The sequence below is a fragment of the Eikenella sp. NML99-0057 genome (genome assembly GCF_001648535.1).
GTDB classification, from domain to species: domain Bacteria; phylum Pseudomonadota; class Gammaproteobacteria; order Burkholderiales; family Neisseriaceae; genus Eikenella; species Eikenella exigua.
Map to the genome: position 1 here is coordinate 92,610 of NZ_LXST01000001.1, position 13,206 is coordinate 105,815.

Below are 13,206 nucleotides of genomic sequence, written 5' to 3' on the forward strand. Positions count from 1 at the left end.
AGCGGGCTCAACGGCTTAGGTGAGGCCTTTTTTCAGGCGGGTCCAGCTTTCTGGGTCTTCTTGCCACTCTACGCTTTCACCGCGCAGTATAGCCTGCATCATTTGGGCGGTTTCGGTGTCGATTTTGCGGGCGGCTTGGAGCAGGGGCTCGTTGGCAAATATGGGCAGGTCGGGATTGTATTTTTCGGCCATTTTGTCCATCTGGTAGCGGTCGCGGGCGGCGTAGAATTCGCTGAGCTCTTGGGCTTTTTCGGAGTTGATGCCGAGTTTTTCCAGCGCGAGGCGGCCGCTTCGGATAGCTGCATCTACGGTTTCGCGGATGATGTAGTTGGCGCCGGCGTGGTGCAGGTGGTAGGCGTGGATACGGTCGTAGGCGCGGGTAATCACCGGCAAGTTGGGGTAGTGGCGGTGGACGAATTCCACGATTGAGGTGGCATGCTCGAGGTTGCTGATGCAGATAATGAGCAGCTTGGCGTGTGCCAGGCCGATGGAATTGAGCAGCTCGGGGCGGGTGGCGTCGCCGTAGTAGGTTTTGCTGCCGTATTTAGTGAGGCCTTCCACGGTGTCGGCCTGATAGTCGATCACGGTGGTGTGGAAGCCGCAGGCAGTGAGCATGCTGTTGATTTGCTGGCCGAAGCGGCCGTGTCCGAGTAGGATGATGGGGTTTTCTTCTTCAATTATGTCTTGCGGGCGCTCTTGGTTTTCTTCCACGATGCCGCGCGGGGCGATCACTTTGTCGTAGAAGATGAACAAAAGCGGGGTGAGCAGCATGGAAAGGGCGACCACCAGCGAGATGCGGTCGGCCATGGCGCGCGGCAGTACATGGCTCTGGCGGGCGATGGAAAGCAGCACAAAGCCGAATTCACCGGCCTGCGCCAGACTCAGCGCGAGTAGCTTGCTGCCCATGCGTGGCAGGCGGAACAGTAGGCCTAGGATAAAGAGAATGCTGCCTTTCACTGCCAGCGTGGCTAAGGTGATGGTGGATACTACCCAGAATTCTTTGGATAAAAGGGTGAAATTCATGCCTGCGCCCACGGTGATGAAAAACAGCCCCAAAAGCAGGCCTTTGAAGGGTTCGAGGTGGCTTTCCATTTCGTGTCGGTAGGAGTTGTTTGCCAGCGCCACGCCGGCCACGAACGCGCCCAGCGCGGGGGAGAGGCCGATGAGCGACATCAGTGTGGCGATACCCACCACTAAGGCCAGGGTGAACATGGTGAACATTTCGTTGAGGCGGACTTTGCTGATGAAGCAGAACATGCGCGGCACAAGGTAGCGCACGCTCACGGCAATCGCCAAGATGGCGGCAATACTCACGGTGGCAAGTACCCAGCCGGGTTGGTTCGCCAAAAGGTTGGTGGTATGCTGGTTGCTTTGGTGGTGGGTGGCGGCCAGGAGCGGTAAAAGTGCCAGCATCGGGATGGCAGCCACATCTTGAAACAGCAGGATGGCAAAGCCGGCCTGCCCGCCGGGTGACCGCATCAGGTTTTTTTCGTTGAAGGTTTGCAGCACGATGGCGGTGGAGGAGAGAGCCAGGATGCAGCCCACGGCTATGCCCATTTGCCAGCTTTTGCCAATGGTTACGGTGATACCGGCAATGACTGCTATTGAGAGCAGCACTTGTAATCCGCCTAGTCCTAAGAGCTTGTGCCGCAGCTGCCATAGCTTTTGCGGTGCCAGTTCCAAGCCGACCAGAAACAGCATCATCACTACGCCGAATTCGGCAACGTGTTGGATGGATTCGGTTTCTTTGCTGGTCAAGCCTAAAATTGGGCCGATGGCGATACCGGCCATCAAATAGCCCAACACCGAGCCCAAGCCCAGTTTTTTGGAGGTAAGCACAGCAGCCACAGCGAAGGCAAGATAGATGAAAGTGTAGGGTAAGATAGAAGTCATGGGCTTGTGGTGCTAGGTGAGTTGTCGTTATAACAAGGGCTTAGGGTTTCAGGTGGCCTATTTGACGGGCGAGAGGCTGCCTGAAAATAGATAGTGGTGTTTGCACCGTTCGTTTGGGCGAAACTTGTTGCACTCGTTTTAACTTTGTTGAAACTTACGTTTTCAGGTAGCCTTTCGGCAATTATTGCCGCGCGGCTTCGGCAATCAGTTTGTTCACCAGCTGCGGCACGCCGTCTTTGGCTTTGGCTTCGATGATGCTGATATCGGCCAAGCCCACCGGCGGGCGCGGATCGACCAGATAGCGTTCGGCTTCGTAGGGAGCATATTCCAACAGGCCAGCAGCGGGATACACCTGCATCGAGGTGCCTACTACCAGCACTTTGTCAGCCTGCGACACCCATCGTGCAGCGGTTTCAATCAGCGGCACGGCCTCGCCGAACCAAACGATGTACGGGCGCATGGGGTGGCCCTGGGGGTCGGTATCGGCAGTGGATTGGTCGCCCGTCCATTCGATCACGTAGTTTTCATCAGCGCTACTGCGGGCTTTGTTCAATTCGCCGTGCAGGTGCAGCACGGTGCTGCTGCCGGCACGTTCGTGCAGGTCGTCCACGTTCTGGGTAACGATTTGAACTTGGTAGTATTTTTCCAGTTCGGCCAGCGCATGGTGGGCGGCGTTGGGCTTGGCAGCCTGCGCTTGGCGGCGGCGCTCGTTGTAGAAATCGATCACGAGCTTGGGATTACGCGCGAAGGCTTTGGGGGTGCACACATCCTCCACTTTGTAGCCTTCCCACAGGCCGTCGGTGTCGCGGAAGGTGCGCAGGCCACTGTCGGCACTGATGCCGGCACCGGTGAGGACGACGATTTTTTGCATGGTTTGCTTTCTTTCAGGTTTTGTTTGAAATACTCGTTTTCAGGTAGCTTGAGTTGTTTGAAAGAGGCTGCCTGAAAAATAGGATATGGATTTTCAGGTAGCCTTTGCGTTTAAAACCGGCGGTGTTGCAGGGCGGGCAGTTGGTTGCGCACGGTGTGCAGGCGTTGTGGCTTGAGTTCGGCCATGATCCAGCCTTCGCCTTCTGGCCGCTCGGCAAGGATTTCGCCCCAGGGGTCGATAATCATGCTGTGGCCGTAGGTGCGACGGCCGCTGTCGTGTAGGCCGCCTTGGGCAGCGGCGATAACGTAGCATTGGTTTTCGATGGCGCGGGCCTGCAGCAGGGTTTGCCAGTGGGCTTTGCCGGTAGTGTAGGTGAAGGCGGCGGGCAGGAGGAGTACGTCGAACGGCTGCTGGGCGCGGAAGATTTCGGGGAAGCGCAGGTCGTAGCACACGCCTTGGCCGTAGCGCCAGCCGTCGATCTCCACAGACGGGGGGATGCTGTTGCCGGCTTCGATGGTGTCGGCTTCGCAGTAGCTTTCGCCGATGCCGGTGTAGCTGAAGAGGTGGGTTTTGTCGTAGCGGCTGAGGCATTGGCCGTCTCGGCCGTATACGAGCAGGCTGTTGATGATTTTGCCGCTTTCGTTGGCGAGCAGTGGAATGCTGCCGCCGAATAAGACGATGCGGTGGCGGGCGGCAAGCTCAGCCATGAAGATTTGCAGGGGGCCGCGGCCGAATTGTTCGGCCTGGGCGAGTTTGTCGGTGTCGTGCCGACCTATCAACGACCAGTATTCGGGCAGCAGCACCCAGTCGGCGCCGGCTTGGGCGGCAGCGGCCACTTGCTGTACGACGCTGCAGCGGTTTACGGCAGGGTCGGTGTGAGAAACGAGTTGGATGGCGGCGGCGCGGATAGTTTGCATAGTGTGTTCGATGTTAGATTGGAAAACTAAGGGGAGGCTACCTGAAAGCATCTGCTTCAACGGGGTTAAAGCAATATTTTGTTGCGGGCGGCTGTTTCGGCGAAGCCAAAATTATTTCAGGTAGCCCAAGGGTTTATTGTTGGTGCAACCGGGTGGCGTAATCCACTTCTTCGCGGCTGCCCATGATTACGGCCACGCGCTGGTGCAGGCCTTCGGGCTGGATATCGAGCATGTTTTCGCGGGCGTTGGTGGCCGCACCGCCGGCTTGTTCGATGATGAGGCTCAAGGGATTGGCTTCATACATCAGGCGCAGTTTGCCGGGCTTGGCCGGGTCGCGCGCGTCTTTGGGATACATAAAGATGCCGCCGCGCATGAGGATGCGGTGGATTTCGGCCACCATGCTGGCCACCCAGCGCATATTGTAGTTTTTGCCGCGAGGGCCGGTTTCCCCGGCGAGCAGTTCGGCAATGTATTGCTGCATGGGTGGCTGCCAATGGCGCTGGTTGGACATATTAATGGCAAATTCGCGCGTGGCTTGTGGAATTTGCGGGTTGAGCTGGGTTTGGACAAATTGGCTGCCGGCATCCAGCGTAAATACGGCCACACCGTGGCGCAGACAGAGCACGAGCTGGGTTTGCGGCCCGTAGAGCGTATAACCGCTGGCTACTTGAGCACGGCCGCTTTGCAGGAAGGATTGGGTAGAAAGCGGGCCTGCTGGTTTTTCCAAGATGGAGAAAATAGTGCCGACCGAAATATTGATGTCGATATTGGACGAGCCGTCTAAAGGGTCGAACAGCACGAGATAGCGGCCTTGATCGTGGGCGGGCACAAACTGCTCTTCTTCCTCGCTGGCCAAGCCGGCCACAGTGGGGTTCGCGGAGAGGGCGTCAATCAAGATTTGGTTGGCGATCACATCCAGTTTTTTCTGGGCTTCGTCTTGCACATTGCTGCTGCCGGCTTCACCCAGCACGCCGGCGAGCGCACCTTGGCGCACTTGGCCGCTGATGGTTTGGCAGGCTTGGACGATGGTGGAAACCACGCTGCCTAATTCGGCGGGGAGGTGGTGTTCGGCGAGGTGTTGCTGGAGGAATTGGGATAGAGTGGGCATGGGGAAAACTCGATTAGGATGTTTTTGTGGGTTATCTGTAGTTAAAGGCTACCTGAAAAGTTTGGCATGGCAGCGCCGTTACGCTGGATTTGAACTGCGTAGGGACTTTATTTCCAGGTAGCCTGTTAGCATGGCCATATTTTACCCGCACAGCGGCTTGGCGGGGTAGGGTTTGCAGGGAGAAATTTGACGTGCAGCCATGTTTTGGCGTGGGAAGTTTAACGGCACTTATTACTGCCGACGCGGCTTGGCTGAACTGTGCATTCCGCTTCGCGCTGAATGCATTTTACTTTGTGCCGGAATGGCGGAGTGAGGTGTTGGCTTGTCTGTTCGTAGTGTTGGCTAATCAGGTGTATCATTGGTGGCATCATGGCTTTAGTTAATCACCCTGTTCAGCACGTTTTGTCTAATCGGCGTGCGGTAGAAGGTAATCATGATGTTCACCTCTTCCTGTGTATAGGTTTGGTTTATTGCATTGTGACTGATTCCATGCAATTGGTTCAGTACTTCTTCAGATTGGAATACTTCGCGGTTAATACCGGTAATATATTGCTCGGCAGCGTGTTGTTCGAGGTTCGGACAGGGGTTATTGTTGGTTCGGTGAGGCGATTTTCTGGTTGGTGAAATCGGAGGTGGTGGACACGGTGGTGCACAGGCAAGTGGAAAGATTTAGCGGATCAATCAGTTGGTCGAGCACTTAGTTCAGATGGGGTTTGTGTTGTAGCGGGAGGGGGGCAGGAGTGCGGCCAAGGCAAGGCTGCGCAGTAGGTGTGGGATATAAGCTTCTTTCTAGGCTGAGAGGCTACCACCTGAAAGCAGAAACGTACATTGGGCGGTTGCCACAGAACGGGCTATTGTTTGTCACGGTGATACTCGTGAGTAAAAAAACTGCAATCATCGTGCCCGTGGGCGGTGAGCGGCTTGCGCTGGCGGTGGTGGTGCTGTTTCAGCCGCACCAGCAGCCATAGCAGCAGTGCTAGCAATAAGAAAGAGAGAGATAAATCAAACATCGTTATTCTCCCGCAAGTAATAGCGCAAAACACCTTGCATCCTCAATTATTTTGTAATTTATCTAGTAAGGCAACAAGTCTTGGTTGTATGGGATGAAGTTGTCTGGTTGTAGGTATCAGAATTAGTATTTACTATTTGTTTGTTATCGCAGCGCAAGGGTAAGAGTTCAAAGCTTGCCGCTTTTAGCAGAATGCTGTTTACATATTATGTTTCAACGAGACTCTCTTTTTCGGAAACCCTCTGTATCTATTTTGAATTATAGCGATTTCTTTACATTTATGTCTAGTATAGTGACCAAAAAAGGTGAAAAAAGATAAAACATATGCACAACAAGTGAATGGTTGTGGGCAATAAGCATAAAAATTCACTCGTTTACACATTATTTGTAAAAATTGTGCTTGTTTTTATGTCTATAGAAATGTCTATATATGGCGGCATCTACTATATTCTCGGTTTAGATTGAAAGTCTATTATGAACTCGATATCGATCTCCTGATTGTTTATTTAGTCGGTGTAAATGCATTAGCCGAGGTACTGCGCCTACATGATCCCGAAGGAGTTACCTCCACGGCGGCAATTTACAAATGGCGCGCACGCGGCGCTCGCTGCCGCTGGCGCAGCTGCAAAGGCTGACTACTCTGGCTGAAGTGCAGGGCAGGTCGTTGGACTTGAATGCTTTTTTGGAGCAGTAGCCTACTTTGCAGCATGTCCCGGCACAGCCCGGTAGTAGCCGCATAGTGGTCGATACCACTCTACGCGATGGTGAGCAATCTCCGGGCGCCGCCATAACCAAGGAAGAAAAAGTACGCGTGGCACGACAGCTGGAGAGGCTGGGGGTGGATGTAATCGAGGCCGGCAACGTCAGCTTGGAAGAAATCGTGATGGTGCTGGAAGTGCGGCACGACTTGTTTGGCCGGGAAACCGGCATCGATACCACCCAAATCGTACCCGCGTCTAAGCTGGTGTCCAGCATCACCGGCTATCCGGTGCAGCCCAATAATGCCATTATGGGTGCCAATTTTTGCCCACGAATCCGGCATCTACCAAGATGGCATGCTTAAACATCGGGAAACCTATGAGGTCATGTCGGCCGAATCGGTGGGTTGGTCGGCCAACCGATTGAGTTTGGGTAAACTTTCCGGTCGCAATGCCTTCAAAACCAAATTGGCCGAGCTGGGCATTGAATTGGGTAGCGAGGAAGCGCTCAATGCTGCTTTTGCCCGCTTCAAAGAACTGGCCGATAAAAAACGCGAAATTTTTGACGAAGATTTGCATGTGCTGGTTTCAGACGAAATGTCTAATCTCACGCCTGATCGTTATAAATTCATCTCGCAGCGAATCGTTACCGAAACCGGTGAACTGCCGCGCGCCGAAATCGTGTTCAGCACCGATGGCGAAGAGCAGCACGCCGAAGCCACCGGCTCCGGCCCGGTAGATGCGATTTTCAAGGCCATTGAAAGCGTGGTGCAGAGTGGCGCCGAATTGCAGATTTATTCGGTGAATGCGGTAACCTTCGGCACGGAAAGCCAAGGCGAAACCGGTGTGCGCCTGGCCAGAAACGGCCGCGTGGCCAACGGCCAAGGTGCGGACACCGATATTCTGGCCGCTACCGCCAAAGCCTACCTTTCCGCGTTGAACAAGCTGGAAGGCGGTGAAAAAGTGAAGGCGCAAGGCGGGATTTAGCAGGATTTTGTTTTCAGTTTGCTTTTGAAGTACCGCCCTTCGGCATCATGCTGCAGGGCGGTTTGATTTTGCACGAAAGGCTACCTGAAATTATGTGGTATGGTTTTCAGGTAGCCTTTCTGTTGTGCAGGAGGCGGGAAGGTACACACTCAAACAATGCAGATATCCCTCGCCGGAGTTTTGCAGCGCCATACTGCTTTCAGGTAGCCTGAATCATTCTGTATGAGCAGGGCAGTTTGTGCACCAGATAGTTGATTCCTGCCGCATCGAATCTGATTAAGGCCTGTGTTTTTATATTTAAACTAGCTGGTTTTGCTGATTCGGTATTGCCCGGCTTGCTCCGAATAATATGGGCTGCGCCATGTGTGGCAAAGGTATAGTGAATTAAATTTAAACCAGTACAGCGTTGTCTCGCCTTACCGTACTATTTGTACTGTCTGCGGCTCGCCGCCTTGTCCTGATTTAAATTTAATGCACTATAAATTGGCTGGAAACGTGTTGTCCGCATTTAAAAGGCTACCTGAAAATTTCAGGTAGCCTTTTATGGATTAGCTTAGGCATCTGGCAGGGCGGGTTCGGGGGCGCTGTCTTGAGTGAACCGCGTGCAGACTTCGAGAATATCGTTGCCGAATTTTTGGATTTTGGCTTCGCCCAAGCCGTAGACGTTTTGCAGTTCGGTGAGGCTGGCGGGGCGTTGCTGCACGATATCTTGCAGGGTGCGGTCGCCACACACAATGTAGGCGGGCACATTGTCGGCACGGGCGCGTTCGGTGCGCCATTGGCGCAGCGCCTGCCAGAGGCGCTCTTCGCGCTCGGTGCGCAGCCATTGTTCGCGCGGGGTGCGGGTGGCGGATTTTTCGCGTTTGAGCGGGCGCAGCATCACGGTCTGCTTGCCTTGCAGCACGGGGCGGTCGGCTTGGGTGAGCATGAGGGCGTGGTAGTTGTGCGGGTCGGTGGCGAGCAGGCCTTGGCCGATGCATTGGCGGATGATGCCGCGCCATTCTTTGTCGGACAGGGCGGCACCGATGCCGTAGGTGGAGAGCTGGTCGTGGTGGTTTTGCCGAATCCAGTCGTCGGCCTTGCCGCGCAATACGTGGATGACGTAGCCGGCGGCAAAGCGCTGGCCGACGCGGTAAACGCAGCTGAGGAGTTTCTGCACGTTTTCGGTGGCGTTGAAAAGGACGGGCGGGTGCAGGCAGTTGTCGCAGTGGCCGCAGGGGGGGATTGCTTCGCCGAAGTGGCTCAACAGGGCGGCGCGGCGGCAGCCGGAGGTTTCGCACACGGCAAACATGGCTTCGAGTTTCTGCTGTTCGATTTGCTTTTGGAAGTCGCTGCTGTTGCCGGTTTGGATGCGTTCGCGCAGCAGGGAGTAGTCGTTGAGGCCGTAGCACAGCCAGCTGGCGGCGGGCTGGCCGTCACGCCCGGCGCGGCCGCTTTCCTGGTAGAAGTGTTCGATGCTTTGCGGCATGTCGAGGTGGGCGACGAAGCGCACGTCTGGTTTGTCGATGCCCATGCCGAAGGCGACGGTGGCCACGATGATGAGGCCTTCTTCGCGGGTGAAGCGGTGCTGGTTTTCGTTGCGCTCGGTCATGGTGAGGCCGGCGTGATAAGGCAGGGCGCGGTAGCCGTGTTCGTTTAAAAAGGCGGCAGTGTCTTCTACTTTTTTGCGGCTTAGGCAGTAGACGATGCCGCTTTCGCCGTGGGGACGACTGTGCAGAAAATCGAGCAGCTGCTTTTTGCCGTTGTTTTTTTCGATGATTTGGTAGTAGATATTGGGGCGGTCGAAGCTGGCGATGTATTCGGCAGCGTTTTCCAGTTTGAGGTAGTGTTTGATGTCGGCACGGGTTTCGGCATCGGCGGTGGCGGTGAGGGCGATGCGGGGGATAGCGGGATAGCGGTCGGCCAGGAGGCCGAGCTGGCGGTATTCGGGGCGGAAGTCGTGCCCCCATTGGCTCACGCAGTGGGATTCGTCGATGGCGAACAGGCTGATTTCGGTGTGGTCGAGAAAGCGCAGGAAGCGTTCGCTTACCAGACGCTCGGGGGAAACGTAGAGCAGTTTCAGGTAGCCTGCTTCGATGGTGTCGGCAATCTGCTGCACCTGACTGCTGCTGATGCCGCTATGCACGCTGGCGGCGGCCACACCTGCGGCCTGCAGGGCGGCCACTTGGTCGTCCATCAGGGCAATCAGCGGCGACACCACCACGGCCAGCCCGCGCCGCATCAGGGCGGGAATTTGATAACATAGGGATTTGCCGCCACCGGTGGGCATCAGCACCAGCAGGTTTTGCCCTTCTGCCAGCGCGTTCACGATTTCTTCCTGCCGCCCCCGGAAGGCGTGATAGCCGAAAACTTCGCGCAGGATGTTGAGGGCGGAGGGTTGTGGCATGGGTGGTTTTCCGTTTGCGGGATTTGTTGGATATAATGGCGCGGATTTTATAGCGTTTGAAGGCTACCTGAAAGGATTTTTATGCAACTGAAGAGATGGGCCGGGCTGTGTGCAGTGTTGGTGTTGGCGGGTTGCCCGAGCATGAGCGGCGGGCCGAGCCTGGGCGGCAGCTGGAGAGAGGTGGGTGTGAGCCAAAACGGCAACATGCGTTATGAAATAGACACTTCCAGTATTCGGAAAGAAGGCAGCCGGGTTAGCTTCCGCGAGCGGATTACCGTGTCGGATGTGGGGCGCGAGCATTATGTGAACACGCCGCATTTCAAAACGGCGGTCAACCAATGGCAGTTCGATTGCCAGGCGCGCACCCGCCGTTTGGCTGCGGTGGATATGTGGGATGCTTCAGGCAACAAACTGGCTGCCAACCAATATGAAACAGCCAGGCGGCCTGCCCAGCCGGTGGTGAAAGGTTCGGCCGGCGGTAAACAGTTTGAAATTGCCTGTGGCAAAACTTTGTGATTTTTGCAGAATTAAGGAGAGAAAATATGCGGATCAAGGGAATTGTGGCCGGCCTGTGCCTGCTGGCCGCCGCTGCGCCAGCTTGGGCGGATGATGCGGCACAAACCGAGCTTTTGAGTGCGCAGATGGCGTATCAGGAAGCATTGAAGGTGCAAACCGATAACGGCAGCCGTGTGAACACGCTGCGCACCCGTTTGGAAGCGGCGCAAACTGCCTTGCAGCAAAAACAGGCGGAAATCACGCAGTTGCAAACGCAATTGAATGAGGCGGATGTGGCCGCGCAGCAATCGAATACCACGCTGGAAGAAGCCGGCCGCCGGCTGGACGCGGCTTGGACGGCAGTACGCGGACAGCAGCCTTAGTCGGAGATTAGTAGTAGCAGATTTTTAGCTTTGCAGAAACTGGTTTTGACTGGTTAAAGCTGCGCTTTCAGGTAGCCTTTCCGTACGGAGAGGCTACCTGAAAGTTTATGTGAAGGTTTTGATGTTGGAGTTTGTATGGAAGAGGCTACCTGAAAGCACGGCGCAGCAGAGTTTCTGCGCAGTTAAAATTTCAGGTAGCCTTTGCTTGCCCGGCTATATCGGCATATAAAAAACCGGCCTGATTATTCAGGCCGGTTGGTTTATGCTGCGAGGGTATGAAGCCCCGTACCGCGTGGGTTAAGCTTTAACAATCTTAACTTTGTAGCGGCCGTCTTCTTGACGGTAAGCACCGTGGATGTCGGTTTCGAAGCCGGGGAAGTGGGCGCCGATTTCGCACAGCATCATCAGGAATTCCAAGATGGGCTTGCTTTCTTCGGTGATCATTTCACCAGGCATTACCAACGGTACGCCGGGAGGATAGGGCAGAATCATGTTGGCGTTGATCTTACCTACCATGTCTTCCAAGTAGCAGTCTTCAATCTGACCTTTCAGCTCAAGCTGGAAGGCTTTGTGCGGGTTCATCACCATGGTCGGCAACACTTCGAATGCGCTGAACATGAGTTCAGGCAGGTTGTGCTTGCAGATCAGGCTGTGGATGCCTTGTGCCAATTCTTGAATCCGCATGTCTTGGTAGAAAGAGGGAGATTCATTGAACACGCGCGGCAATACTTCTTCCACGGTGGCGTTGGCATCGTACAGGGATTTGAACTCGTTCAATGCGTGCAGCAGGCTGAGGGCTTTGGTGTCGTCCACGCCGATGCTGAAGAGCACGAGGATGTTGTAGGGACCGGTTTTCTCCACGATGATGCCGCGGTCTTCCAAGAATTTGGAAACGAGGTTGGCAGGGATACCGGTTTTTTCCAGCTCGCCGTTTTTATCCAAGCCCGGGGTAAGCAGAGTTACCTTGATCGGGTCGAGGTACATGTGCTGGGCGTCGATGTCTTTGAAGCCGTGCCATTTGTCGGTTTGATGCAATTCCCAGCATTCGATGTTATCAACGTTTTCAGGTTGCCATACGTCGAAATACCATGAATCGGCATGGGCTTTGTGTTTCTTGATTTCCTTACGGAATTTAACGGCGCGTTCCAGTGAATCCTGCATCAGGCGTTTACCGGAGTTGCCGCGCATCATGGCTGCTGCCACTTCAGTAGAGGCTACCATGGGGTAGAACGGAGAAGTGGAGGTGTGCATCATGTAGGCTTCGCCGAAGGTGGCGGTGTTCAGGTTACCCTTAACGTGAATCATGGAAGCCTGTGAAAATGCAGCCAGCAGTTTGTGGGTGGAGTGGGTTTCAAAGATTACCTTGTCTTTAACCTGCTTACCGCCCATACCGGTTTTGCCGTTGTAGATCGGGCTGAAGTTGGTGTAGGGAACCCAAGCAGAGTCGAAGTGGATGGATTTCACATCCAGGGTGTCTTTGATCTTGTCGGTGTTGTAGAACAGGCCGTCATAAGTGGAGTTGGTAATCACAGCATGTACCGGCCAAGTGGCGCCCGGAACTTTGGCAAGTTTTTCGGTAATAACTTCTTTAGTGAATTCTTTTTGCGGAATACCACCCAAGATACCGTAGGCGTTACGGGTCGGTTTCAGATACACCGGAGTAATGTCGCTCATCATCAACAGGTGGGTTAATGATTTGTGGCAGTTACGGTCGATCAGCACGGTGCTGCCGGCCGGCACGGAGTACATACCCACGATTTTGTTGGCGGTGGAAGTACCGTTGGTTACGATGTAGCTATGGTCGGCATTGAAGGTTTTGGCGATGTATTCTTCGGCTTCTTTGTGCGGACCGGAGTGGTCGAGCAGAGAGCCTAGCTCGCCCATAGAAACGGAAATGTCGGATTTGAAAGTGTTTTCGCCGTAGAAGTCGTAGAACAGGCTGCCTACGGGAGATTTCAAGAAAGCGGTACCGCTCATGTGGCCCGGAGTACAGAATGTATATTTGTTTTTAACAACGTAGTCAAACAGGGCTTTGGTGAAGGGAGGTGTGATATTGTCGATATAGTGGCAGATTGCTTTTTCAATTTTATCAACAACGTCTTCGTTGCTGAACAGGTGGCAATCAATGAAGGTGGCGTGGTCGCCTACAGCACCGAAGTCCACGGGTTTGTCGCAGTCGGTAGGCTTCAGAATGAATACAGGCAACTCATCGTTGAGCGCAATAATTTTCTTGTCTAATTCTTGGTTGAAAATATCCAGTGTACAAAGCACGGAACCTATTCTGGCATCATGTTTCAAAAGCGTCAGTATTTCTTGCTGGTCATGGGCTATTCGGATGGCGTAACCACCCTTTTCCAAAGTTGCAATCAAGCTCTTCAGATAGTCACCAAGTTCCTTATGACCACAGCCTAATAATATATTCTTCATGATCTAAATCCTTTAAATAAATTAAAAAACAG

At 54.3% G+C, this 13,206-nt stretch carries 8 protein-coding genes and 1 pseudogene; 3 read left to right on the forward strand and 6 right to left on the reverse strand.

Features of this window, described 5'->3' with window-relative positions; all coding sequences use genetic code 11:
• Positions 1-15 precede the first annotated feature (15 nt).
• From A7Q03_RS00440 to A7Q03_RS00455, 4 genes are all read right to left on the reverse strand, one after another.
• Positions 16-1,893: a monovalent cation:proton antiporter-2 (CPA2) family protein gene (locus A7Q03_RS00440; RefSeq protein WP_067446329.1), complete on the reverse strand. Its 1,878-nt coding sequence runs from the start codon at positions 1,891-1,893 to the stop codon at positions 16-18.
• A gap of 181 nt (positions 1,894-2,074) precedes the next feature.
• Positions 2,075-2,764: an NAD-dependent deacylase gene (locus tag A7Q03_RS00445; RefSeq protein ID WP_067446331.1), complete on the reverse strand. Its 690-nt coding sequence runs from the start codon at positions 2,762-2,764 to the stop codon at positions 2,075-2,077.
• Positions 2,765-2,874: 110 nt separating this feature from the next.
• Positions 2,875-3,681 carry a carbon-nitrogen hydrolase family protein gene (locus A7Q03_RS00450; RefSeq protein ID WP_067446334.1) on the reverse strand — a complete coding sequence of 269 codons (807 nt, stop codon included), beginning with the start codon at positions 3,679-3,681 and terminating at the stop codon, positions 2,875-2,877.
• A gap of 133 nt (positions 3,682-3,814) precedes the next feature.
• Positions 3,815-4,789: a class 1 fructose-bisphosphatase gene (locus A7Q03_RS00455; RefSeq protein WP_067446337.1), complete on the reverse strand. Its 975-nt coding sequence runs from the start codon at positions 4,787-4,789 to the stop codon at positions 3,815-3,817.
• A gap of 1,470 nt (positions 4,790-6,259) precedes the next feature.
• Here A7Q03_RS00455 and A7Q03_RS00460 point away from each other — a divergent pair.
• Positions 6,260-7,483 (forward strand): annotated as a pseudogene (locus A7Q03_RS00460) (alpha-isopropylmalate synthase regulatory domain-containing protein).
• A gap of 553 nt (positions 7,484-8,036) precedes the next feature.
• Here the strand turns inward: A7Q03_RS00460 and recQ are convergent.
• On the reverse strand, positions 8,037-9,869 hold the full coding sequence (gene recQ / locus A7Q03_RS00465) for a DNA helicase RecQ (RefSeq protein ID WP_067446340.1): 1,833 nt from the start codon (positions 9,867-9,869) through the stop codon (positions 8,037-8,039).
• A gap of 81 nt (positions 9,870-9,950) precedes the next feature.
• On the opposite strand from recQ, the gene A7Q03_RS00470 reads away from it, so the two are divergent.
• Both A7Q03_RS00470 and A7Q03_RS00475 read left to right on the forward strand, forming a co-directional pair.
• Positions 9,951-10,385 (forward strand): surface-adhesin E family protein, encoded by a 435-nt coding sequence (locus A7Q03_RS00470; protein ID WP_067446343.1) that lies wholly within the window; start codon positions 9,951-9,953, stop codon positions 10,383-10,385.
• Positions 10,386-10,411: 26 nt separating this feature from the next.
• Positions 10,412-10,747, forward strand: coding sequence for a hypothetical protein (locus A7Q03_RS00475; RefSeq protein WP_067446347.1), 336 nt, complete (start codon positions 10,412-10,414; stop codon positions 10,745-10,747).
• A gap of 297 nt (positions 10,748-11,044) precedes the next feature.
• Here A7Q03_RS00475 and A7Q03_RS00480 read toward each other — a convergent pair whose 3' ends face one another.
• Complete coding sequence (locus A7Q03_RS00480; protein ID WP_067446349.1) at positions 11,045-13,174, reverse strand: lysine decarboxylase LdcC; 2,130 nt, start codon at positions 13,172-13,174, stop codon at positions 11,045-11,047.
• Between the last annotated feature and the right edge of the window lie 32 nt (positions 13,175-13,206).

Coding starts and splice junctions, on each gene's coding strand:
- A7Q03_RS00440 (WP_067446329.1), bottom strand. CDS start 1,893: ATGACTTCTATCTTACCCTACACTTTCATCTATCTTGCCTTCGCTGTG.
- A7Q03_RS00445 (WP_067446331.1), bottom strand. CDS start 2,764: ATGCAAAAAATCGTCGTCCTCACCGGTGCCGGCATCAGTGCCGACAGT.
- A7Q03_RS00450 (WP_067446334.1), bottom strand. CDS start 3,681: ATGCAAACTATCCGCGCCGCCGCCATCCAACTCGTTTCTCACACCGAC.
- A7Q03_RS00455 (WP_067446337.1), bottom strand. CDS start 4,789: ATGCCCACTCTATCCCAATTCCTCCAGCAACACCTCGCCGAACACCAC.
- recQ (WP_067446340.1), bottom strand. CDS start 9,869: ATGCCACAACCCTCCGCCCTCAACATCCTGCGCGAAGTTTTCGGCTAT.
- A7Q03_RS00470 (WP_067446343.1), top strand. CDS start 9,951: ATGCAACTGAAGAGATGGGCCGGGCTGTGTGCAGTGTTGGTGTTGGCG.
- A7Q03_RS00475 (WP_067446347.1), top strand. CDS start 10,412: ATGCGGATCAAGGGAATTGTGGCCGGCCTGTGCCTGCTGGCCGCCGCT.
- A7Q03_RS00480 (WP_067446349.1), bottom strand. CDS start 13,174: ATGAAGAATATATTATTAGGCTGTGGTCATAAGGAACTTGGTGACTAT.